The organism is Paenibacillus sp. FSL R5-0701, assembly GCF_037973995.1.
Classification (GTDB): Bacteria; Bacillota; Bacilli; order Paenibacillales; family Paenibacillaceae; genus Paenibacillus.
In genome coordinates this window covers 3,868,485-3,893,771 of sequence record NZ_CP150230.1, presented here as the reverse complement: position 1 = coordinate 3,893,771, position 25,287 = coordinate 3,868,485, and the positions used below count along the sequence as shown (strand labels likewise).

Annotated in this window: 19 protein-coding genes; 2 read left to right on the top strand and 17 right to left on the bottom strand. The window is 37.1% G+C overall.

Annotated features, from left to right (window positions below):
• Window position 1: 1 nt before the first annotated feature.
• The 4 genes from MKZ13_RS17115 to MKZ13_RS17100 are packed head-to-tail and all read right to left on the bottom strand — an operon-like array spanning window position 2 to window position 5,266.
• Window positions 2-1,609 carry a hypothetical protein gene (locus MKZ13_RS17115; RefSeq protein WP_339176911.1) on the bottom strand — a complete coding sequence of 536 codons (1,608 nt, stop codon included), beginning with the start codon at window positions 1,607-1,609 and terminating at the stop codon, window positions 2-4.
• Between the two features lie 33 nt (window positions 1,610-1,642).
• Window positions 1,643-2,626 (bottom strand): ATP-binding protein, encoded by a 984-nt coding sequence (locus tag MKZ13_RS17110; protein ID WP_339176909.1) that lies wholly within the window; start codon window positions 2,624-2,626, stop codon window positions 1,643-1,645.
• A 14-nt stretch (window positions 2,627-2,640) separates the two neighbouring features.
• Window positions 2,641-4,614, bottom strand: a complete 1,974-nt coding sequence (locus MKZ13_RS17105) for a hypothetical protein (RefSeq protein WP_076331697.1) — start codon at window positions 4,612-4,614, stop codon at window positions 2,641-2,643.
• Window positions 4,589-5,266, bottom strand: coding sequence for a hypothetical protein (locus MKZ13_RS17100; RefSeq protein WP_339176908.1), 678 nt, complete (start codon window positions 5,264-5,266; stop codon window positions 4,589-4,591). Before MKZ13_RS17100 ends, MKZ13_RS17105 begins: the two co-directional genes overlap by 26 nt.
• A gap of 324 nt (window positions 5,267-5,590) precedes the next feature.
• Here MKZ13_RS17100 and MKZ13_RS17095 point away from each other — a divergent pair, with 324 nt between their 5' ends.
• Complete coding sequence (locus MKZ13_RS17095; protein WP_339176907.1) at window positions 5,591-5,836, top strand: hypothetical protein; 246 nt, start codon at window positions 5,591-5,593, stop codon at window positions 5,834-5,836.
• A 304-nt stretch (window positions 5,837-6,140) separates the two neighbouring features.
• On the opposite strand, the gene MKZ13_RS17090 is transcribed toward MKZ13_RS17095, so the two are convergent.
• The 7 genes from MKZ13_RS17090 to MKZ13_RS17060 form a co-directional block, all read right to left on the bottom strand.
• Window positions 6,141-7,226: an RES family NAD+ phosphorylase gene (locus MKZ13_RS17090; protein ID WP_339176906.1), complete on the bottom strand. Its 1,086-nt coding sequence runs from the start codon at window positions 7,224-7,226 to the stop codon at window positions 6,141-6,143.
• 481 nt (window positions 7,227-7,707) lie between these two features.
• Complete coding sequence (locus MKZ13_RS17085) at window positions 7,708-8,628, bottom strand: bacteriophage abortive infection AbiH family protein (protein ID WP_339176905.1); 921 nt, start codon at window positions 8,626-8,628, stop codon at window positions 7,708-7,710.
• A gap of 265 nt (window positions 8,629-8,893) precedes the next feature.
• A complete protein-coding gene (locus MKZ13_RS17080) occupies window positions 8,894-9,142 on the bottom strand; it encodes a hypothetical protein (protein ID WP_339176904.1) in 249 nt (82 codons plus the stop codon).
• Between the two features lie 281 nt (window positions 9,143-9,423).
• Complete coding sequence (locus MKZ13_RS17075; RefSeq protein WP_339176903.1) at window positions 9,424-12,720, bottom strand: hypothetical protein; 3,297 nt, start codon at window positions 12,718-12,720, stop codon at window positions 9,424-9,426.
• Window positions 12,695-15,166, bottom strand: coding sequence for a DEAD/DEAH box helicase family protein (locus tag MKZ13_RS17070; RefSeq protein ID WP_339176901.1), 2,472 nt, complete (start codon window positions 15,164-15,166; stop codon window positions 12,695-12,697). The genes MKZ13_RS17075 and MKZ13_RS17070 overlap by 26 nt, the downstream gene beginning before the upstream one ends.
• A gap of 325 nt (window positions 15,167-15,491) precedes the next feature.
• Window positions 15,492-16,313, bottom strand: coding sequence for a CAP domain-containing protein (locus MKZ13_RS17065; protein WP_339176900.1), 822 nt, complete (start codon window positions 16,311-16,313; stop codon window positions 15,492-15,494).
• A gap of 154 nt (window positions 16,314-16,467) precedes the next feature.
• Window positions 16,468-17,001, bottom strand: coding sequence for a hypothetical protein (locus MKZ13_RS17060; protein ID WP_339176899.1), 534 nt, complete (start codon window positions 16,999-17,001; stop codon window positions 16,468-16,470).
• A 104-nt stretch (window positions 17,002-17,105) separates the two neighbouring features.
• On the opposite strand from MKZ13_RS17060, the gene MKZ13_RS17055 reads away from it, so the two are divergent.
• Window positions 17,106-17,639, top strand: a complete 534-nt coding sequence (locus tag MKZ13_RS17055; RefSeq protein ID WP_339176897.1) for a zinc-ribbon domain-containing protein — start codon at window positions 17,106-17,108, stop codon at window positions 17,637-17,639.
• A gap of 176 nt (window positions 17,640-17,815) precedes the next feature.
• Here the strand turns inward: MKZ13_RS17055 and MKZ13_RS17050 are convergent, their stop codons facing one another.
• From MKZ13_RS17050 to MKZ13_RS17025, 6 genes are all read right to left on the bottom strand, one after another.
• A complete protein-coding gene (locus MKZ13_RS17050; protein WP_339176896.1) occupies window positions 17,816-18,274 on the bottom strand; it encodes a hypothetical protein in 459 nt (152 codons plus the stop codon).
• Window positions 18,275-18,327: 53 nt separating this feature from the next.
• Complete coding sequence (locus tag MKZ13_RS17045) at window positions 18,328-19,554, bottom strand: MBL fold metallo-hydrolase (RefSeq protein ID WP_339176895.1); 1,227 nt, start codon at window positions 19,552-19,554, stop codon at window positions 18,328-18,330.
• Between the two features lie 41 nt (window positions 19,555-19,595).
• Window positions 19,596-20,234, bottom strand: coding sequence for a restriction endonuclease (locus MKZ13_RS17040; protein WP_339176894.1), 639 nt, complete (start codon window positions 20,232-20,234; stop codon window positions 19,596-19,598).
• 1,105 nt (window positions 20,235-21,339) lie between these two features.
• Window positions 21,340-21,930, bottom strand: a complete 591-nt coding sequence (locus MKZ13_RS17035) for a hypothetical protein (protein ID WP_339185409.1) — start codon at window positions 21,928-21,930, stop codon at window positions 21,340-21,342.
• 471 nt (window positions 21,931-22,401) lie between these two features.
• A complete protein-coding gene (ilvD, locus tag MKZ13_RS17030) occupies window positions 22,402-24,093 on the bottom strand; it encodes a dihydroxy-acid dehydratase (protein ID WP_017688240.1) in 1,692 nt (563 codons plus the stop codon).
• A 15-nt stretch (window positions 24,094-24,108) separates the two neighbouring features.
• Complete coding sequence (locus MKZ13_RS17025; RefSeq protein ID WP_339185408.1) at window positions 24,109-24,774, bottom strand: GntR family transcriptional regulator; 666 nt, start codon at window positions 24,772-24,774, stop codon at window positions 24,109-24,111.
• Window positions 24,775-25,287: the final 513 nt, after the last annotated feature.

The following is a 25,287-nucleotide window of genomic DNA, read 5'->3' as shown; positions in this document are numbered from 1 at the left end:
CCTAAATGTGGCTTCTATCTCTATTTAACGCAAGTTGCATAGGATGAAATGATTCTTCGTTGGATGTTCTTCTCTTTGATCTTATTGTAGGATAAGGACATATCAATTCATTTTCAGAAAAAAAATGATTAAGGTTGTTTTGGTCCCAGAACTTCTGGACTTTATCGGAGAGCTTACCTGGAAAAGAAAAGGCCAATATTGTTTCCTTCAGAGTTAAATCTTTATTCTCAATTATCTTATCAACTGAATCGGTGAGATACAATTTGAAAAGATGTAAAAATAAATAACTATAGGTGTGTGAAATTAACCAACTGATATATGAGTAATTGCTTTTTTTTGTAGGAAATTTAGCTAAATAAGAATTCATAATGTCGAATATTGGGTCTTCGTCTAAATAACCTAAAAATGAAACATTCTCTGAACAAAAACTGGTCCGGCTATAAGGAATTGCGTCTACATCATAAAAATGTACAATCTTCATTATCTTTTGTTTCCACTTAACATATGCAGATGCATAAGGGCAGATAGGAATATCCATTCCTTCGTTTGTTTTTATAACGGAGGTATAACGTTTAATACAACTTTTATGCTTTTTCAAAATAGTTCTTCTTAAATGTTTCGCAACTGAACTAAACATTGAATTTCTTATAATTTGAAATTCGCTCATAACAATGTTTTGATGATTTGAAAAAAAAGTGATATGATTTTTTGCTGTATTAATGTTTTCGAATTCTCTGTTTTTTTTTCTAATGTATTTCCCTTTTAAGTACGGAATGTTATTTATTCTTTTAAGATGATCTGAGGTCTCCACGTTATATTGATCGGGAGTTGTATCCCTCTCGATATAATTTAAATAAAACTTTAATAATTGGGGTGTCTCATTAATTGAGGTGTGAGGGTATAGATATACTGAGCTCAGGTTACTTTTCTGCAACTGATTTAGATTTAGCCATTGTATAGCAAGTTTATCTGACAAATCGTTACTTCTGTACGCCTTCCAATGTGTATTAAGGGGTACGCCCCTGTTGAATTTTTTGTATTGATGACTACACATACACGTTAATGTTGATTCAAAATAAGTTTGATCTTTAAATAGTTCATATGGATATTTGGCTGAACAATTGGGACATTGATCATACAATGGTTTCTGATGAAAAGGACATTGTTGAAAAAGACCAAATTGATGCAATATACTATGGTAACCGTCAATTAGGCATTCACAACAAAAAGTTAAAGACTTTCTCCAAAACCAATTTCCTGAGGAAATTTCCCGCATTTCTCTCATTCCGCCATCATTCAAAAATCCAGATATGTTTTTAATTACATCAGAATTATATTTTTTTAATGAGAATCCTAAAATGATTATAAATCTATTATCATCAAAACTGGGCATTGAATACAAATTATGATTTCTTGCACCAACAATAGTCTTTTTTTTGATTGTCTCTGAAGTCCCAAACAAATGAAAATAGTCTCGTTTATTAAGTAAGTTAGTGAATTGAATTTTTTGAAAAATAGACCAGGGAGATTCAAACTCAGATATCCAATCTGTATTCCAAGTAATTGAACCATCTGGCTTTGATAAGTAAACCTTTAGTTCAGGAATCATTTTTAACCACCTTTTCAAATCGAACTGATATATCTAAATTAAGTCGTTGTACAGCTCATTTTCGATATAACCCGACTTACCTAATGAGTCTAACCAATGGCTAGACGTCAACTGGTCAACATTTTTACCTAAGACACCGTATTTTTTAAAAGCATATTCTATAGTAAGCGTTAAATATTGCATCGGTATCTCTAAAGGTTTAGTAATTCCTTTTTCTTTTCTAATATTGGATATAGTAGAAAATAGCTCCTCTGTGGATGATTCTAAACGAAATCCTTGCTCATATGCATCCGGAAAGAAGAATCTTGTGTAGGACCAACCACTATTTGCAGGGTATTCAGATAAAGAGTCATAACCGACTAAACAGGTTTGCAGCTCATCTTTTGTTCTTACGCCTGAGAATTTGTACTCATGAACCATAAAGCGACCAACAATTTGTCCCATTTTTGAAGCAATAAAACCTGATCTAACATGCTTTAATTCTTCTTGGCCAACTAAGATAACTGTCATGCTAATTCCGAATTCTTTCAAATAATTATAAATATCCATTAAAATATTGTATTGAACTGGAACAAGACGCTGGGCATCATCAATAAATAGAATTAACCTTTTACTTCCTGAACTCTCGATTATCTCTTGAAGATATTTTTTTAATCTTTCAGCTTTCATAGTTTTTCTTCCTGAGAAAGGGATTCCGTGTCCAAACTGTACCAATAATTCTTCATAGAAAGTGGTTTCATTAATTCTTGAATTTTGCTCACATTTAAATTTTAGAATAGGAAGCTTCTCACCAAAATCTATTGGTAGTTCCTTTGTTAAGTAGTCGATAGCCCAAGTCTTACCTAATCTAGGTCTGCCATAGGCTATTCCGCCTGGTGCTCGGTTTTCAATCCATTGCTTAATATTTTTGTACATTCTTCTCACTTCTTTAGTGCCTATGAAGTAAATTCCAGTTTCGATGGGATGAGTCTTTGGGGGTACATATGGCCTGTTTATATCTGAAACATCGATATTCATCAGAAATCTTCCTTTCAAAAGTTGTAAGTTCTAAAAATTCTATCATCGTCATCGTCTTCTTCAATAAATAAACTGTTTACATCCCCTGTTGACTGGACATCTGGAGCAAAGAATTGCTCTTCTTCTTTTTCATGGTTATTTGTAGATGCTGCTTCGGCTTTGTTCAGTTCCCTTTGTAATTGTGCGATATGATTTCGTTCTCTCTTTCCAGTCTTAGCTTTAGATGCTTTATACTCATAGTAGATTTGAAATGGATCTTGATAAGTAGTAAAGAATATTTTCCTTTCATTCTTTAATTTATTTATAGCCTTCCTTGTTCGTAATGAATGAGGTGTTATCCCCCAAATGCCATATGCAGTAAGGTATCCAAACTCACTACCATCACTCAAAAATACTTTTACTGTTCGTATATCATCAACGTTTACCACAATTGTTAATTCCGTGCCGATCAGGTGAGGACTATTACTAAGAATATCGCTTTGATATCGAACCCCTTCATAATTTATGAATGGTCGTTTTCCTTTTTCTATATTCCCACTCACTCTTCTTTTAGTTTGGATCATAAAAAAAATGGCGTCTTTTCTTTTTTCTGGTTCAAGTACTCTTGGTTCCATCCCTCTTTCAATTCGTTGTTTCATCAATTGAAGAGGAGAAAAGTTTCTAATTCCACTATGGGGAATACCATTATAATCAGATACTAGAATATGAGTTAGCTCCTCTAGTTCTGATAAAGAAATATCAAACTTTTTTGCTTGTTGTTCTGGATTTTTACGAAGAGGATCAGAAGGATTGCTTCCAGTGGTACTCACTAATTTATGGTATCCAAGCACTTCAAGGGAACGGAATAATCTTTCAATAATGCCTCTTACTTCTGGAGCCTCGACCGGCCCAGGATTTAGAGTACAACGAACTACTTCATAAAGACGATCGGTTACGATATTTGATAAATTTGCTTTACCGTTGTCATAGCTGAATTCATCCCAAAGAGCCCATGCCGTTTCTGGAATTTCAGCCGAAGGTATACCACCTTTAGGATCATAATCGATACCAGGTATCGAAAATTTTCTTTTTTCATAAGGGGTTACTGTATTGCGAATACAATGCAAAACATCGTCTTTGTTATATTCTTTATTTACACAGAGGTGATGACCTAATATTGCTCGAGTTGCTACATCAACTATTACAAGAAGCCATACCCGCTCCACAACTTCTGTAAATAAGTCTCCTTCAGGGGTTTTAAATGTGATCGTAAACATCGCATCAATCTTATGCCCATCAAACTGAACGCGTTGAAAAGGCTTTTGTAATATCAATTCATGTTTTGGCAATGTTCCCATACGTGATTGCCTGGCTGCTTCTTTTCCGTAACGCTTTGCACCTTCTGAAAAATGATTATTCTCAATTTTTTTAAAGAAACGGTATAATGATCGATATCCTTTATCATTTGTATTAAACGGATAGTCATGTATTCCTATACCATTCTTTTTGCACAAACTTAGGAATAATCTATGGATCCCATCAGTCGAGATTGTGGGCATTGTAGAATTTTTTCCTTTTCGTCTTAAATATGCTGAAGTGATCTTCTCTCTAATTTCTGGATATTGTTCAAGGAGTTGATTGAAGGCCCCACTTAATTTGGGCTGTTCCTGTTGTGGGAAAAAAGTTGTGGTTGCACTTCTATCATACTTTTTGGTTCTCTTATGAGGGATTAATGCTCTAAATCCCCAGATAGCTTCAGTTATTGGATCAAATTCTAAACACTTCTTTATGAAAATAATTAATTCTTTTTTACTTACGCCTGTTTGTTCTGTGATTTTTTCTAAAGTTACTTCTTCGTGAAGCATATATAGGTTCACTGCAGCTTCTCGTTTTTTGAATATCTCTCTATCTTCAGGTTGAAGTTGCATGATATTAACAATTGGCCAATTTGAGATGTCTTTATGTTTCGGATCAATATTTATACTATCTAAGATACGTCTTCTCGACATTCAACTGCACCTCCGTCAATCCACAAAGTAAGTCCTGTTCTTGATTAAAAGTAAGTATCTCATGGAGGATTAATGCAAATATAGAATTCCTAATTATGACAGGATGATATTTAGATTGAATAGATTTTTCTAAATCACGAATTGTCATAGGGCCGTTTAAAGCTGATCTATAAATCAGCTCATACACTTCTGGTTTTATTTCAGAAAGTGGAGTGAAAAAAGGAATCAACGTTTTTTTATTTGCAATAATAGTGGGATTGTGTCGTATATTTTCTTCCGTCAGGACACAATGTGTCTTATTATTCTCTGCGCACCATATTTTTTGTGCATACATTTCATAAATCGCTTGTTCGCTAGAACGTTTGTTATCCAGATCTATTTCATAGGAGTAGCGTATAAACACAAACTTTTCTTCACTTTCTGATTTAATCCACATATCAAAAACTGTTTCAACAACTTTACCTCCAATAGATACATTTATTTTCAACGGTCTTTCACAGTAACTCATGACGGAAATATCCGATTCTGTCAGAACCCAATGATCGTATTGAAGTGAATTGTATAGTCTAACCTCTCTATGAAGCCTTCTACTATATATATAAAATCTATTCCTACCCATTTCATTTTTTATCTTATTGATTGGTGAATACAAGTGTTCAACCCTCCAAAAATTGTATTTTGACCACAATATTCTATATTCAACCTCATATTCTGTAATCCTTTGACAATAAAACATTTTTTTGTCGAATGCTTCATGAATCAGAATTTTTGTGTTCGAATAAACTATAGGAGCTGGCCTCTTAACTCCTTTTCTACTTTAGGGGAGTAGGGAAATATATCCTCATACGCTCGCTTTGCTGTATCTGGATATCTATTAATCCAAGCTCTTTTGTCTTAATTAAAAAGGGGTTTTGTAAACTGATGTCGAATTCTTTTAGTCTAGATCTTAACCAGAAAAACTAAGGAGGTAAAAAACATGACTGAACCGTTGGGGATTACTGAAAAGTACAGTAGAGAAATCCAGGAAATTGGAAACAAACTAAGAGACCTTGAGAACGGGCGTATTTACGAGAAAACAGGCGCTCAAATGGATGGTTACCTTACAACAAACATTCAGCAACTCAGAAAAATGTTTACGGAGTTAATCTCTAAGATTGACAATCAAGATCCATCGATGAATGAGAAATTAGCGGTAGTTCTAGGAAGTATTGAAAGACCCTAATCTATGGAGAGGAGCTTTCGAGCTTCCTTTTTTCAATTTACAAACAAGAAATTACTTATCTTGTATTTTTGTACCAACTGAATGAGAAAAAACACACTGGTATCCCTTATTGATTGAACTCCAGGCTAGAGGGGAACTTTAAGTAATTCTACAATGCAAAAAAGTCGCTTAAACAGCGACTTCATAGTTGCTCAAATGATAATAACGATTGTTAGTGAAGTACAGTAATATTTAGAAGTTCATTTAATGTTTCCACTCTTCTGAGTGAAACGTTCTTTTAGTCATAACTGCCAGTACCGGTTCTCTACTCTTCTTCATTTACTGCTCCAAGAAGGTAGTTGTAACTAACCTTTGTCAGCATCAATTTATTTATACTATGAACTTTTACTTTTCCTTCGAGTATTGGTCGCCCAAAGATTGCTATATTTTGTGCCACCTTAGAGTGTTCTATTGATTGAAATTGAGGTATTCGTCTATTAGATATTCCATACACTAATGCTTGATGTGGCATTAACCCTTTGCGAGCATTACTGAAATATGATGGATATACTATGCCGTCAAATCCAGCATTTTTTGCTGCTAAACTGATTTCATGAGTAATCTCATATGCATGTTTCCCAGCAAGAAAAAGCATATTCACTGCAATATCCAAACTCTCGAAATCAGTAAAACTTTCGTTTTCTTTCAGTATAATTGATAGGTCCAAAAAGTTTAAAGATCCTTCTGGAATCAGTGTTGCAACATATAATTCATCTTCTAATGCCGCACGCATTTCATGTATGCATAACTCTAAATCAGGTGAAGTATACAAGACTGGAAAACCTTTTGAGTCTAAACGTCCGCTTCCTAAGAATTGATCTGGTGGACTATCAAAATACTTTGAATTATTAGTAAGATTCTCTCCTTTTCTAATTCTGTAGAGCGGAGAATCATTTTGCGTTATTGTGACATTTGGATATTCTTGTATTATACGCTTTATGACTTTATTACGTTTATCAGGATCCAGCAAATCGTTTAACGGCTCAATGTCTCCATACATCCATGCCCTTGGGCCATAATAAAAAAATCCAATACCAAGACTTTCTTCGAAAATTCTTATATCTTTTTTGAGGTTATCGTTGATGGTGATTGATGTTTCCTGATAATTATTAAACTGTATTTCAGGAAAAGCTCCATAATCACAAAAAATAAATGACCCATACACAAAAAAATGGTATGCTACTTCTTCTAATTGGTTTAAACTCAATTTTTTCCCATCTGTTGATTTACAGTTAGGACATATTTCATTATCTTCAATACCGATGTTTATAGCGGTTAACTGTAACCCATGATCGCAGAAACATTCTGAGCATGCAACAGTATTATTTTGTACATCTTCTTTTAAATGCAAAATCATTTCACCCCATATTATAAAAATATTTAACCCATTCTAGTTCTTAGCCCTCCCGTTAACTTGTATGTCATTGCCTCTTTTATCACTAATCAATATTATTTTACTTGAATATTGTATCATTGAAATCCCAGTTTATGGACTAATTTGAGATTAGTTCTTCAACTTAACCAACAGCTGCAGTGAAAATGGTAATGTGGTACACGTCAAGCTTTTACTTCTTTCAAGAACGATCAGACTGATTGATTAATGGTTATAAATCATTCCAAAGCGCCATAATTTCATAAGCTAATGTGTTTGATTAATGAAGAAGATGTACTTACTTGAAACATGTCGATTGATTAGATATTTATCAAATCTGCAATAGTACCATGTTCTGGTCCTACGACAAGCATTGCGGGGTTATGCAGGAAAAGAATAAAAAATTAAAAAGTATAGTATATGCGACGGAGTTTAATCCTTTTGTTCACCCTCAGCTAGATTACAAATCGTAGAACTCGTTTGATTGTCTCATTTCAATCCGATCAGGGTCGATTCCACATTCAAGCAAACTATTATACATAGCTTGCTTCTCACCTTCCCAATAATAATAAACTATCCACTTAGCCTGCTTCTGTGAAAGCTCATCTATACTGCTGAAATAAGGAAGATCCACACCGGCGATAGAATGACCGATAGAGATAATTTCATCGATACATTTCCCTCGTAATCTATCCAGTTTGTACATATAGTCTTTTATGTTCTTGTAGGTCTCCTCGTAATAACGTTGAATTGCCCCACAGATGCTCAACAGTTTTTCATCAAACTTCTCTTCTGCTTCACCTGCTTGTTCTTGGATCTCTTCCATTCTTGTAATATTACCATGCCCCAATATCGGGTCATCACCGAATGGACCATTATTCAATGACCCATGGATGTGTACAATGTCTATATCGTCAATTTCATAGACTTCTTCCAATACAGCTGTATAGTTGAAAGTCAAGTACAATGCGTTTTCAAATGAAAGATTAAATGATGTTTTCTGTTGCACACCTTTGAGATCAATAGTAGCAACCCATTCTTTTAAATATGCGGCCAACCGCTCAATGTACTTGTATTCTTCTTCAAAATATTGGTCTAAGGTGTCTTTGATGCCGAAATCTCCGCTCTCAAGCCCCATATCCATTTGCACAGCGTTCTCAATGATTTCAATTGTATCAATATTAGCAAGATTGGTTTCTAAGTCATTCCATAGCATGGCTTTCTTCGCGTCATCATCATATCTTGGGTAAATTTCATAATGACTCTCAAAATCGTAAAGGAATTCAGGATATTTGACTTTTAAAAATTCTCGGAAGCTCCAATAGCTTGTCGGCAAACGATGCCCTTGATCAAATCCATTACCAATAATAAATAATTTCATTCTTCTACACATCCTCATATTCATGATGAACCAGTTCTTTCAATATAGCGACTGTCTCGTATATCGCGCCATTCTCCAAAATTAAGGTGTAAGACTCCCAAGTCATTAAACTCCGTCAATAGCCTTGATGTCTTCAAACTGCTTAAGGACACACAAATTCTTTTGACCGATGTGCACCTTCCGTAGCACTATCTATTCAGTGGTGAGGCTGTATCCTGCTGTTTTATAACATTGGTAGACATTTTCACTTAGCGCTTAGTCATGTTCATATCCAAGCTCCCAAAAAGAATTCCAGCGGACGGCACGGTGAACCAATCGTGTAGTTGCGATCATTCATTTGATTCGCCCAGATGTTCAGCATATACGAAAGACTATGCCCAATAACCTGAATACCGTAGGCGAAGTCATACCACATCCCGTTTCTTCCATATCGCACGCCATCCCATTCGAAGCTGTCTCCTTCTAGAAAGTGAACCCCTTCGATACTGCTGCTGCCTAACGCCTTCATCTCCACCCAACAGTATATCGAGGTCTACAGCTTGTAGCGTTCCTGCTGTTCACCAAATAATAGTCATGATTGCCCGCAACTAGCAGAATATGAGTATAGTAGCGTTTGAGTGCACACAGTAGCTCATAGTTTTGCTTGTAGCGGTGCCCCAGATCTTCCGGGGGAGCAGGCTCTCCGCAAACAGCTTAATTTCCCACAGATTATCCGCTGATGTAGGGTCCCTGTGCTTCAGCCAAAAATCAAGGTGGATGTCGGAAATTAGAGCGAATTGGATCATGGTGGCTCCTTTACGCTCTATTGAATTCAAGTTGGTATTTATTGATAATCTCTATATTTAGAGGCGAAAGCTCTATTTTTTGCTCAGACGAGCTTTTTTCATGCTGCCCATGACCCATCTCCGTTGAGAATTTCAAGTAATAAGTGCCATCGCATTCTTTAATCAATTCTGCCCTGCTTAGAGTGTTTTTTAATTTATTGAAACAGGCACTGCAGGCAACAGTGAGTATAAACGGCAGGTTGCATTTGTTTTCTTCACATTTGTTATCAAACAGTATCAATTTTCTATCTTGTCTTTTCTTGTCGTTATTATTTCTATGCTCATCTTCAGAAGGGACTTTTCCACACACCGGACAAAATTTATCATAAGACCCCCTTGAAGTTAGTAGCCTGTACAAATCCTCATACAAAAAGCTCCGGTCTGCCGGAAAGTCAAAATTATTACTGTGTCTCCAATTTAACTTCAAAGGAGCAGCCGAAGATGTTACAGCTTTTGCATAGTCGTTATATCCGAGCACTTTGTCATTATTTTCACTGCTAATGTACGCATTAAAAATTACTATGATTGCAGAGTCAAAGCCCAAATCCACTAACACTTCACTGATTACTTTACTTTCGTCATTAATATTGTCGTAGCAAATATAAACCTTATTGGAGTCCTCATCATACTGACCGACTGAAGTCAACTTTTCGTCAGCACTTCTTTTCATTTTAAAATTTTGACCGCCCAAATATCCAATAACATGTTTTTTACTGCCGCTATTAAATTTAGAAATGTACAATTTGAGACCTGTAATCCGTTCAATGAACTTTAACTTTTCACTGTGATTAATATCTGGATGATCTGCAATTGACGCAATTCTAAAATAATAGGAAATATCATAAGGCAAGTTTCCAAACCATGGGAGAACTTCAGTGGATAACTCCTTGACAGTAATATTTTCTATCCTGCATTTCACATTGTTTTTACGCATTTCTTTTGAAAAATCAATGTTATCAAATGCTTCTCTATAATACTTAAATTCGTCAAAAGTGGTAACTTCTATATTTCGCAGAAAGCTTAAATTTATTAATTGTTGTTCATGAATGATGTTTGAAATCAGGCCCTTTTCTCTATACCTTAAATCGATCCTGTTCTTCTCACACAATAAGATATCTGGTATAAGATACTGATTGGACCTATAACCTATTTTCTCATTTAAACTGCCATTTTTTAAAAGCTCAACAAACAGCATTAGATTCTTGGAATTCAGGGTAGATATATTAGGAAAGTGTAAAGAAAAATAATGATATACCCCGTCCCAGGCACTGTAATAAGATCCCTTATATCTAATATTGAATGTATTTCCTGAATTCCCTGAATCGATTCCCCTCATAGCAAGCAACTCAGTTTTCATACTGCTATACTTTAGTTCATATTCTTGGGTTTGTCTCTTTGAGAAGGGTCCCTCTGGACCTGATTGTTGTAATTTATCGTTGAATATAAACGGAACTATCGCAGCACCGCTGATCTCTCCAGTGTAGCTTACATTGGGGTTTAATTTATATCGCCCGATAAGCTTGAGCAGCAGTTCCCACTCCGCCTCCTCATGTGCAAGTAACCAGGCATCAATCTCATTTTCTTCTACTTGGATATTCTCTCCATCCTCACTCCTTAAACCCGTTATTCTATAGGCAATCAATTCTGCCGCACCAGTAAATGCACAGAGAATATTTCTCAGATACAGCTTATTCGAACCTTCTGTTGCTTCATACAGGTAACTATAAATACGTTTTACCCCGCTCAGACAATTATCGTTACTGATAAGATCGTCATACTTAACAATCTCATTTTTACCTGCAACTGAACTAAATGTATCCGTGAGTCTTGTAATAATGCTTTCGTCTTCAAATGGGGTACGCCGTTGATATTCTTCAACTGCTTTTAACTTCACCACCAGTTTCCCCTTGAATTCATGCGAATCCATGAACTTTGGTAAGTATTGTGTGTCCATATCAGGTATAGAAAGCAGACTCTCCGTATGTTCATTAACTTCAACGTTCCTGTAGACATATAAAAGACCATGAAAGATATCGCTAATCTCATATCTGTGGGCACTATTTTCAATTTCAGCACTGCACATAAACTTGTAAAGTTTCATTTGTTCTTTTTTTATAGTTTGTACAGCATTCTCTATCTCTAAAAAACTGTGTCCGAGATCCGTTCTGTGCATATTGGAGAATCTTGTATTAATAAGCGCACCTGATGGATAAATTGCTTCCTCGCCATCAGATTTAATAAAAAATGTGGTGTAAAATCTGTTTCTCTTAGAAAGCTCATCTGCATTCAAAGGGTATGCGAACACAATATCTCCTGTTCTAAATAATAAATACTTATTTTCTATTGCAGGAATGCCATCAATAGACAAAGAAACTGCGGATTTTTTGGTAATCCAACCTGTTGTATATTCTTCTTGGCTTCCATCATCGTTACACTCCAAAGTAAGGGAGTTTTCTTTTTTTGAACCTTTGAAATGGATCTTCTTAATAGCATGTGTCTTACTCCTCACACCATCCGTAAACAACAGTGAACGCAAATCAAATATAACGCTCGAATGATCCTCATTATGAAAAAGAAGTTCTGGATTCAGATGAAAACCACCACATAAAAAATCAATCAGCTTTCTTAGCTTTGCTGTATTGAAGCTGGTTTCCTTATTCCCATTGAACTGTAACGTCAATTTAGTAGTGCCTTGGCGCCAATGATCATTGCGCTTCACATCGCTTTCTATATCCAACTCACCGTTATTATCACTGATAATGTTGAACGTCATCACTACATTGCTGTCGATTGTAAGACTATCCACAAATGTAAAAAAGGATTTGATGCCTATGCCAAACTTTCCGCTCTGACCTTTATCATGGGTTTTATCAGACATTTCTCTGTTTAGAAACGCATAGATATTGGAGACGGAAAAACCCTGATCCGCATACTTACATTCAATTGAGTAGACATCTCCCTCTTTACTAACATTTATATACATCTCATCGGCAGTATCGATGTCATTCGCATTTTGAATAATTTCATTAAAGTATCCTTCGTTGTATCCATCCAATGACGCGATACCCTTGCCATTAGATGACCGAATGATGGTTTCACGCATTTTATATTGGTTATTCGTTAAAAAATCATCAAGCCATGCGGGCTTATCTAATCGCTCGTTCTTCAGATATTGATTAGCAGCTTGGATCTCTTCCCGCATATATTTGGGAGCGTTATGTTCCCCTCTGGCTAATGCCTCGTTAATCCCTTGAGCTGTTATATCCACGGAAGTCTCTCACCTCTCTGCGCTCTATTTGTTTGTCCTTGTTATAATAAAAAATACCGTCTGCAATTAAAGTGTCCTCGTTAAGATTCTCTATCAAATTTATAAGTTGGTTTATCTTGGATTCAATGAGCACATGAGATTCCCTATCAGCATCCTCTTTTGCAATTTTCTCTAGAGATCGATACTTACTGGAGGAATCCGTGTGTTCCCCGTCCTCTTGGCTCTCTTGCAATGCGACAAAAACATCACTGTCCCTAGCACTCTCTTTTCCTATAACAACAAGCACATTTTGAATGATTTTTATATTTTCATCAAAATTCCTTTTCTCTGCTTCATACTCCGGAATACTGTACGGACTCTGTTTATAAGCGCCATGATACTCCCTTAAGAGCTTGAAGAAATCTTCGCCAGCAATCCGTTCATCCATTGGGCTATTAAGAACGTCTATGATTTTTTCATGAATTTTTTTGTTGCCTGACTCTGATTGTGCAGCCCCTAAAATCGCTGTCCATTCATTTCTTCTGCTTATTGTTCTTCTTCTTGCTGTTACGTCATTGTATATTGCCTCATTGTTATTGTTGAGAAGCGTATTTTCCTTAAGATTAATCAGATACGATTTGAAATTTTCAAAGCTCCTTTTTATAAATTCCGGATAAAATAATACAGTATTCCTTATTGGTGTATACTGACAGGTAAAATCAATTTTGGTTGTACAATAATATAGCATCCGATTATTATCAAAATCATGAATAGAAGATGATTCATTCAGTAAAAATATCATCTCTTTTTCTTTACGGTTATTCGTATCCATTCTGTCAACACGTCCAAAACGTTGCTCTAGTTCAATGCTGGTAAAAGGTAATTCATAATGAATAATACCATCAAATTCACCCAGATTAAGGCCCGTACCCCCTGTCTTACCTGTAGTCACAAAGATTACTCTGTTTTTTTGACGCAGATTCAGCTTAATCCCGTTTATAAATTGTTCCTTGCCTGAGTCCTCCATGCCAACCGCTTCTTGATGGGAACCATGCTTCATAGTGATTATCGCATTTACTTCATCTGTCAATCGATCATACACATTTTTAACTACTTCTGTATGCTCACAGAAAATAATGTATGAATTAGTGTTATTGTTGTGTGTGACAATCTCCAGAAGTTTGTCCAGCTTGTGGTTACGGTGACTATCAAAACTATCATCCCCAAAGTTATCTCTGGCTTTTCTCAATAAATATGTATCATCCTGATCGTATTGCAAGGCAGCTAGGAATCCAGATTGTTCTACAATTCGATCAAACAACTCATGCCTTTTCTCCACTCTCTTACAATATTCAAATCGTATGATTCGTTCTGCTGCTCTTAATCCCAAATCTTCCCTGAATAGACCCACAAATATATCATCTGCAGTAGGATTTGTATTCTCAATCGGATTCATAACAAGGGTATGATTCCACTTCCCAGTAATTGTGTTCATTAATTCAATATAATCCTCAAAACCTCTGGCTGAAGATGACTTCACTACAATGGGAGTAGCCGTAAGCATCATCACTTGATCTGAACGGAGAGAACGGTAATTATCAAAGGATATATGACCTTCGTCAATGACTACCAAATCCCATCTTTCAATATCTTTTTCTGAAATAGAGACCTGCTCAAGAGAGCCTTTAAGCGCTGAGTTTGTGCCATCTTTATCTTTTTTTGATTGAGCTTGCCCCGTTATTATAATCACATGTTCCTTCTCACGGAAAAAAGCGTCTTTTAAATGATTATAGTAAATGCGACCATGATCACCTTGTTCAACAATGTGTGCATATCTTCCTAGCTGGCGTCTAATGTCATCCTGCCAGTCGGTGCGTTTATTATAAGGACAAACCACAAGTATATAAGCATACTTATTCTGGTTTATCGCATTTTGAATGGTATTTACTATTGAATAAAGTGCAGTAACAGTCTTCCCGGTCCCTACTTCATCAATAACCAGGGACATTCCATTTTTCTCTACTTGCTTGGAGGAAAGCTCCTGTTTTTCATAATATCTCACATCAAGAATAGGCTGATTTCCTTCAAAAAAGATGTCAAAAACATTTCTATCAGCTGCGATTGTTTCAGTATATTCAAGTAAGAAACGTTGATCTTTCACTTTCTCAAAAGATTCGGATTTTTTAAGCAGCCCATATAACTTTTTATTGTGCTTATCATCATAGGCTCTTATGTAATTCTCGTTCCATTTGGCACAAACTGCCGGAGTAATCCACTCATAACCCGCTTTACCTTCGCATATGAGCTGTTCATTAAGATTGTCCTCATTTACAATTTCTAATACTTTGTCAAAATTACGGTACATAAAGGCATAGTGTAAGAGAGAAAAAGATGAGGAATTTCTATGTGTGTTTTCAATATTCTCGAAATTATATCTGCGTATATTATTAGTATTAGTAGTTTCCATCCAATCACTCCTGTATGAAATTTATTAACTCTTTGAGGCGTACCAGTTAAGGCAGAGCTACTCCACACCTCACGGCTACTCCCAGAACGGTCTTCTCACAATCAGGAATGCTATAAATCGCAAAGAACTTTCCCTCGTTAGCATTACCATAGCTCGCTCTATGGTCTCTGGTGCATTGCTTAATCGCTGAATAATTCGCTTCTATGTATCTGGTTATTCCGGGAATATCTTCAACCAGATCGAGCTAATTCCATACATACCGTCCAAAGATAACAATTGACAGTATCTCCATCTCATTCGGAGCAAGTACCAAATTCTCCCTTACCTATGTTGTCGATGCTGCCTCCTTATACAGCGTATAATCAAACTTCACCGTATAGACGCTGTAGCCGTCCAGTACATCCTTAGGATACAAGAACATCGTATTACCTTGCATTTCACTGTAATACGGAACATCTTGTCCTTGCGAATCCAAGATGCTAGCTTCGAACGAATCGATGTCGAAGCCAGCTGAAGCGGAGATGATGCCACCCGAGTGTTCAACACCAAAGCGGACAAGAGGATTCGGCTTCTCGAATCCGTAGAAACCAACGTCCGCTTCTTTCATTCCGTCGTACGGATATACTCTGGCTTCCGTACTATCCTTCTGTAACTTCATGAAGGCTGGGTTCATGACAGCAGTACCATTCTGTAATCCAATGCCGACCGATGTGTACTGCTTATCCAATATAATCTTTCGATGATAAGCAGTGCTTAGCCAGGCATCGATCGCTTGGCGTGTTGTTGCATTATTAAAAGACATGACTTCAGCTACCGATTTATTTGGCCATCCAGCTGCCTTTCCCCGGTTTCCTGCTGTCACTCCCGTAAATCCTGGTGTGCCCGGCCCCTCCTCATGGGCCGTCCTTCCTTTGAACTGAGTGGTATTGTAATATGCCGCGTATGCTTGAGACGCCTGAGACAATCTCGCGTCAAGCTCCAAGGGGCCAACGCCTACCTTCGCCCGAATCTCATTCAGATACGCCAATCCGTCGAGTTGATCCTGTGTGAACCCTCCTTGGGAGACCATCGTAGCCGATGCCGCCGATGCGTGAACGGCTGGATAAGCCTGCACGATGACCGTTAGGGTAAAGGTTGCAGCGAGCATAGAGATAGCCCACCCACGTCCCTTTCTCCGGGTATTCCCTTTGATTCCATATTCGTTTATCCCCTCTGCTTCCCCTATTTATGAATCTTGCTAGTATGTTTGGGACGCGTTCGCATCAAATTTTCCCATAACGATTATTCAAGAAATCTATTTTTCACTTGCCCTGATTATGTAAAGCATGAAACAAGAAATCTATCTCTGTACATATATCCTTCAATACATCATAGGCAGGCAATCCAAGTTGCGTTTGAAAAGAGGGGTGAGCGTTTATATTTCTGATTTTTCTTAGATTGTGATATCTAGACTTCTTTTCTTGATCAATCACATTTCTCTTTGACAATCTATCTATCATAGAAGAGAGCTGCAAACGAGTGGTTCCAGTGTAATTTGATCCGTATATCTTTTCATGAACATGGGAAATCGTTGCCTCAAACGCTTTAAACGCTTGATCCATTGATAGTGTCAGAAAGCTCCAGTACAAATAACCGTAAGCAAAGAGAGCTTTAGATACTTCAATCATTTCTTTGATTTCTGGAGTAATGAGTTCACTATGCTTGAGCTCATCAATAGACTCAATCAGATAGGTCTCCGTAATTTTTTGATATTCACCTGTCAGAGGATCTCTGTAACCGAAAAAATTAAAAGGTTCATCAGCATTATAATAGTTCTCACTTGTAATCCGTTTCATTTACCTACCACACTATTCTAATAGTTTACTTGCCTTACATTCGATATAATAATTAATATCGGCACTTGATCAATGATTTAAAATACTAGGAGAGTGAACGTACTTTGACAGTACAACCTAAAACTTCTCTGGACATTTCTCATAGTCACATAGCAGCAGAGTGGGATACAAAGAAAAGTAAAAGGGTCTCACCGAACGATGTAACTGCAGATTCTCATCGTAGAGCATGGTGGATATGTAATTTTGGCCACGAAGAGTTTAATCCAGTAAGGATCAGAGTTCGTGATGACGGGTGTGCTAGGTGTAAAAGCTCACGCTGGAAAAAAGAAATGGAAATGAGAAGAATTGAACGGTTAGAAATGAAAGGTTCTTTCACGGATTTAGAACATCATCCGGAAAAGAAACTCAAAGAGATTTTAAAAATTGACTACACTGTTGAAGAAACTATTGAAGTGCTTGTTAATCCAAAAGTAGAAGCAAGGATATTCAATAGCCTTAAGCGAAGGGATATCAATACGGTTGAACAAATTCTAGAATTAAACTTTAATCAACTCTGCCGTATAAGAAACCTAGGTGAAGGTTCTATAAAAAAGTTATATAAGATATTAAAAGAGCACAGCGAGAAAAATGATAAATAAGACATTTAGGAATAGAGACACCTTTTACACCACATACAGATAAGAGTGTAAGCTGTGTCTCTATTTATTCGAACTTCACATGAATCACATAACCTGGAGGATTAATTCTCAAGCCTACAGATCAGAAAAATCACTCCCAGCGGCAGGCACCAACCATGGTTAAAATGTCATAATGATTACTGCTTCCCAGGTGTAAGTGTGAATGCATTCTCATTATGTAATGAAAATATATACCCACCCATGCTTTTTCTTCTTATATCTTCAATAATCTTTAAATTGCTGTTATTTCTGTCTACATCTCTAGAAAAGTTATAATTTACGTTATCGAGTTGACGCTTTTCATTCAAATGTAAAGTGATTTTAATAGTGACAGGGCTTCCACTAAGAACACATTTATCTATAACTTCTAAATCAATTCTATCATTATGTTTTACCAGCTCTCTTAAAAGAAACCAATGTATCTTCCCATTGAAAGGCATAGCTAATAGGAAAGATTCCCTCGTGACATCCCCCAAAAAATCGCTTAAATCCCAAGAATAAAAACAGGCATATTTCCTTGCAGCCAGCACCTTTTGAAACTCATTTTTAATATCATTATGGCCAAGTGAGCTAATGTATATTATTTCTTTACGCAATTAGATTTCCTCCTAACATCAGTTAAACTTATCAACCCTGATTCCTGGTGTTACTAGGTACAATTACATATATCTCCTGTACGTTTACGATGAACCTGCTTCCATTGTCCTTTTTTTGATCTAAATTGAATGTGGTTAGTCTCGCACTTGGTGCAATATCTTCTTGTTGAACCTTTAATAGCTAATATGCCTTTCAAGTACCAATCATCTAATCTAACTTTATTGTGACCTCTTACCCATGTTGTTTTTACAATCTTATTAAATTTAATTCTACATCTAATCTTTTTAAATGCCGGTGTATTATTAAAAGAGCCATGGTGTGGTGTAGTAATGATCATACCATCTCTAAATTTTGCCTTAAGTACTTCTCTCCCTTCTAAATTCGAATCTGCGGTGAATAAAACAGGTGGATATTTTTTGTTGTTCCAACGAGAACTAAAGACCAGGCTTTTTTGATTCACTTCACTTATGACAAATTGCATGACCAATTCCAACAGAACTTGCACTGCATTTAAAGGTCTCATTTTTAGTACTTCTTTTGAATTTAGTGGGATTAAGGGATCATCAGCACTTATTTTAAGGGGAGCATTCTTATGGTAAACAAACCAGCGGATCTTTACTCCCTTTTCTAATGCTAAATTAGCAATATTTTTTATGATGTCATAATGTCCTAAAATATCAGTCAATCTTTCATTCATTTCTTTTGACAATACTGTGTGGTAATTACCTGCGTAAGCCAATTTATTATATGTCATTCTTGAATACAACAATCCTAGATCTTTTTTTTGAAGCCCATCTATACCCCTTCGTGTACCGTAATTTGAGAGTGATACTATTTCCCTCAGAAAATTATATATATCAATTATCTTTTCATCTTCATTCTCACGTTCATAAGTATTAATTCCCTCAGCTTCAAATCTTTCTTCTTCTTCCCTTGTAGTCTCATAGTTTTTCAAAAGTGAAATGATGGACTCATAAAACTCTGGTAGATTAATTCTGATGAACGCACTTACTAAATCCCCCCATTCTGCCGGTAACCAAACCTCATCACATTTAACGCTTGCTAAGATTTCCATTATTCCCTTTGCATGGTCACTGTCTTTGTGAGTACATACAACAACATTTATTTTTTTGTTTTCACCTACTGTGCTTTTAAAGTGTTCACTAACATGTTCTCCGTCTCCACCATCTACTAGTACCGATTTCTTTTTGTTATGTACTCTTGTTTCTAAATAGAATGAGTCACCTTTATTTAATTTAAACGCAATAAATCTTCCCAACTTCCTTCCTCCTCTTCTTTTCAAAATAAAATCTCATTTACTCATTGCTTTTTTACATACTTCTCTGCCTTGTAATCCTTACGAACCTCATGCAGCTCAGTTGAAATTGCCTCTGACCAGGATTCAAGTATCCTTCTGGGTTCCGCTTCAATTATTTTACGAGCTGCAAAGGTATCACCAGCTCTGAAGGCCTCTATAATGCTAGATAATTCCGTACGATCAATTAATTTCACGTAATTGATACCGGCCAGCGTTTCGCATGAATCTGTGAATCTGGTTGTTGCGATGACAACCGCTTTTTTAGCCTTATAGTATCTCATACAAGAGAAGACTTCTTGAACAGCGCTAATCCCCACCGGATTTTCTACCGAGTATCTTTTGGCTTGAATAACATTTCTAACTCCATCCGGATCAGTAAATACTACGTCGGCTCCAAAGTCACGACTACCTATAGTCTTATAGACACCGGAATAGCCTAGTTCGATTAATAATCTGTATAAGTACATTTCAAATCCGGAGCCGTCTTCCATCCTATCAATATCAGCTAATGTAACATCTCTTAGTTCGTAGTTCTCCTTATCAAATACAACGATAGTCTTTTGTTTTCTCGACAAGATGAGAATTAATGTAGACAACACAAAAACTGAAGCAATAATCAGCAGAAAAATAATATAGCCCATTAGACCTACACCCCTTCTAATTCCCAGTACAATAATACCATATATTTCAAGGTTATAGATAGAATTTGTGATCCTAGTATTATGCAAATCAAGATTTGAATTCATTCAACAAGCTATAGGCGAAGGTCTGAACCGGATGACCCGACAATTTTGTGAGCTATTAGGGGTCTCCAGATCTGGCTATATCGTTATCTTCAAGCAGCAGATGGTACTCTTAGAGAAGGCTCAGCGCGATGAAGATGTCTTCAAATCGGCGAAGAAAGCCTTTCATCGCCGAAAGCTTCACGTTCCATCAAAATCACACTCCATAACAAGTTTAGTATCGTGTTTAATCTCAAACGAAATCGTGGATTGATGAAGAAATTCGGTTTGGTCTGTCCTCATCTGAAACCCAAACCATTCAAACGAATGGCTAAGGCGGCTCAGGAGCATCGAATTTTACACATCCTTTTATAGAGGGACTTCAAGAAAAGAATCCCTGGTCTCGCTCTTCTGACAGATATCATCTATTTACCTTATGGCCAGTCCAAGATGGCCTATTTGTCAATCATCCTGCGGCATTGGAACAACGTTCTTGTCCCGCGACCAGATTGTTATTGGGACCAATAAAAAAGTTCATTTATGAGCTTATTGTTTACAATCATTTTAGCAACAGTTATACGTCGACATACTTGCTCAATTTGATCCTGTATGTCAGTTTAAACCTTCTTCAGTATAGTTATAGTACCTCAATTAAGGTAATACCATATCGGAATGGAGTCTAAATTATGATATCAGGTCAGTTCTATAGATGTGATAAATTGTTTATCGATGATACTCAAAATGAGTCTGCATTGTGACAGAAAAAATTAAATTTTGAATCAAATTATTGTGAATGATCTAACAATAAATACTCCTACTGAACATTATCCTACTCAGTAAGTAGAATTGATCTCCAACTTTTTCTCTTCTCCAGGCCAGTGGGGAACTTTGTGTCAAATTCCTGCCTAGTAGGGAACTTTGTGTCACTAAAAATTGACACAAAGTTCCCTACCAAAAACCAAGAAACCCCTTGTTTTATAAGGGGTTTCTTGGTTGGCGACTTTATGTCATTCGCTTGTTTAAGCTATTCAAGACTAAAGACAATCTTTGTTCCCGTCTCTTTTTCACTGAATGGCTTAAAATATTCTATAAACGTTAACTCAAGTCCTGGAGTTTTATCAGGTAATGGCGGTGATACTACATAATTAGTAAAAGCATGACCTGAATGACCACCACCTTTTAGCATTCGGCAATCATATTCATCTCCAATTTGCAATTCAAAATGGTGGTGATTATTAGTAAATGAGGGTACCTCAGTCTCATCCCAATCAATATTAAAAGTCACTACACTTGCATTATTATATTGCTTTATTGAATTTAAAGTATAAAAGAAATTCCCTTTTTCGACTGATTTTAATACGGGTATATGTTTTCTGAAATCCGATGGATCAACCATTGGTTTATAATGCTCTTCACTTCTCAATGTTCCAAAAACGACTTTCAGAAAATCCTCGTAAAGTTCAAAAGTTTCAGCCCATTCAGAGATATATTCAAATGGCGGGAAACCAGGATTGTTGTGTGAAAGCTGCTTCCGAAGTTTCAACATCTCACAAATTTGCTCGTCAATTTTAGAAATCCGTTCGTCATAATGCTCCGTTGGTCGTTCAAAAGGCATTCGTTTCAACTTTGATCTCCCCTTTACCTTGCTTAGTTATCGACTTCTCCCAGAGGTTATTCTCCACCTTCACTAAACTATCCTGCCCGTTAGTTTAATAAATTTACGGGCCAAATAACGATTAGATATACGCCTAATCGGTAATCGGACCATGTTCTTGTCCCTCGACAAACATTCCTGCACTAGCCGGAACCTGCCTGCTATTCGTAGCGAACCCCCAATTAATGAAAGTCGAGAAACGGTACAAGCAAAAATACACCCCCTAGAATTTCATCGGCTAAACTCAGGGGTTTTTCCAATGTCTATTCTAGGGGGTGCACTTCATTTTCAAATGATGAAACTAAATTCTTCATCTTTTTCTTGCGACATTCTTGATCTCTAAAGCTGGCGTTTTGTTGTTTAGCGCGCTTCATGCATTCGTTGTAGTAGCTTCTCCCCTCCCATTTTATATGTAGCAACATGTTTAATTGTCTATTCCATCAAATCTGTTACTGCACCTCTTGAAGCAGAGGAAACTAATTTAGCATATTTGGCAAGTACACCGGATTTCACTTTCAGTGGCGGTTGTACCCAAGCTTGCGCTCGAGCGGCCAACTCTTCTTCTGGCACTTCAACCTTAATTTCCTGAATGTCGCTATCAATGGTGATAATATCTCCATTTTGGAGCAAAGAGATCGGTCCACCTACTTGTGCCTCAGGGGATACATGGCCGACTACAAATCCATGCGAGCCACCCGAGAACCTACCATCTGTTATGAGAGCAACTTTTCCCCCGAGACCTTTTCCTACAATGAGTGCTGTAACGGAAAGCATCTCAGGCATACCTGGTCCACCCTTCGGTCCACAATAGCGTATGACCAATACGTCCCCTTCTTGAATTTCATCATTCATGATCGCTTCTGTCGCTTCATCTTCGCTATCGTACACCTTTGTCGGTCCGGAAAACTGTTGTATCTTCATGCCTGACATTTTGGCAACAGCGCCTTCAGGAGCTAGGTTTCCTCGAAGCACAACCAGTGGTCCATTTGGTTTAAGCGGATTATTGAGTGGACGTATAATCTCTTGATCATTCTGAAGTGGAGCAGCTTCCGCTAAATTCTCCGCCAACGTTTTACCAGTTACGGTGAGGCAATCCCCATGAAGTAATCCCTCAGCGAGCAATAGCTTCATTACCCCGGAAACACCACCAATATCATTCAAATCCTGCATGACATACTGACCACTTGGCTTCAGATCTGCCAAATGAGGAACACGCAAGCGAATTCGTTCAAAATCATCCAAGGTTAAATCCACTTCTACGGAGTGCGCAATAGCTAGCAGATGGAGAAATGCGTTGGTTGATCCCCCTAGAGCCATAACAACGGTGATCGCATTCTCAAATGCTTTCTTCGTCATAATGTCTCTTGGGTAGATTTCCTGTTCAAGAAGTGAGATGACCTGCTTACCGGCTGCTTCGCATTCCAATGCTTTATCCGCTGAGATAGCTGATGTTGAAGAAGAACCAGGCAAACACATACCCATTGCTTCTGCAGCTGCGGCCATCGTATTAGCGGTATACATCCCCCCACAAGCCCCTGGACCTGGACAAACACTGCATTCGACCTTATGCAATTGTTCGTCTGTTATTTTCCCATCTTGATATTGCCCAACGGCTTCAAAAGCTGAAACGATATCCACTTTTTTACCGTCGAGATTACCAGGTTGAATGGTTCCTCCATATACATAAACAGAAGGAATATTCATCCGTCCAATAGCCATCAAACATGCAGGCGTATTCTTGTCACACCCACCGATTGCAACAACGCCGTCAAAACGCTCGGCTCCGGTCACAATTTCAATCGAATCAGCTATAGCTTCCCGACTTGGTAGCGAGAACAACATCCCGCCATGCCCCATCGAGATCCCATCAGAAACGGTAATCGTATTAAAAATTAGTGGAGCACCGCCGTTATTACGTGCGCCCCGCTTAGCTTGCACCGCTAAATCATTGATGTGCATATTACACGGTGTTACTTCACTCCACGTACTTGCTATTCCGATCATTGGCTTTTTAAAATCCTCATCTTGAAATCCAACTGCACGCAGCATCGCTCTGTTCGGTACCCGGTTAGCACCTTCACTGATTACCTTGCTTCGAATGCGAAGATCTTTTTTATTTTCCATGTTTCTTCCCTCATTTCAAAGTATTTCGTTCAGTTCCTGCATCGGTCGAATAAAATTTTGTTTCATTAAATTATGGGCATCGTTGCTATTTTTGCCTTCAAAAGCTTTAATAATCTGATCATGTTCTTCAACTGAAGCTAGTGTAGCCGTAATAGGTTGTTTTAAAAATACGTATTTAAATCGCCTAATGTGAATCTGAAGAGATGTATTAAATGTAGCTACATAAGGATTATCTGAGAGCTCCACAATATAATTATGAAATTGCTCATCCACCTCCATAGCCTGATAAACTTGTCCATTTTTAATAGAACTTGCGAATTCCAAATTTATGGATTTTAGTTTCTCGATCTGTTCTGGAACAATAGTTTGGGCGGTGATTTCAGCAGCTAAGGCCTGAAGAGCAGCCATCGTTGAATACATCTTAAAAATATCGTTTTTCTCAATATTCGTTACTTTTGTTTCTTTTCCTGGATGCATGGACACGAGGCCTTGAACTTCGAGTAACTGAAATGCCTCCCGAATCGGTGTCCGGCTGACTCCAAGCGATTCAGCCATTTCCGCATCAATAAGCTTTTCACCTGGTTGCAGTGTTCCATCAATGATCCATCGCTGAATCTGAGAAAACGCTCTTTCTTTTGCGGACATACGGACTGGTAAGGAAAAATCTTTAGGTATTGGCATTGTTTTCATCCTCATTACAATTATTCTTATATGCAATATATCGCATACACGATCGAGAAGCAATTATTATTTCATTTACTCGCTCAATTAAGTTTATCCAGATAACTACCTGTTTTTATTGAGAGTCTGAGACAAAAAAGAGAACTATAATTTAAGAGTCTTTCTTTGAGAAATGTTACATAAGTAATATATTTTAATGTGAATGTTCTTATATAAAATTATTTGGTACTAATGAGGGCTTATGTACTTTTTATTTTAGTACACATCTAATCGGCAATCGGACGATGTTCTTGTCCATTACGGTAATCGGTACAAGTTCTTGTCCCTCGACATGAGTTTGTAGCTTTAACTCCCACCCCTCCGTCGTATAATCTATCTAAAACGCCGAACTCATATTCCGAGTTCGGCGTTTTTAAAATTCAATGGTCACAATTAATATGCCGGTTTGATCGACTCTCGCATCCTCCAGATTCATGAATTTATGCCCTTTGTCTAAATAATGGCAAATGAATG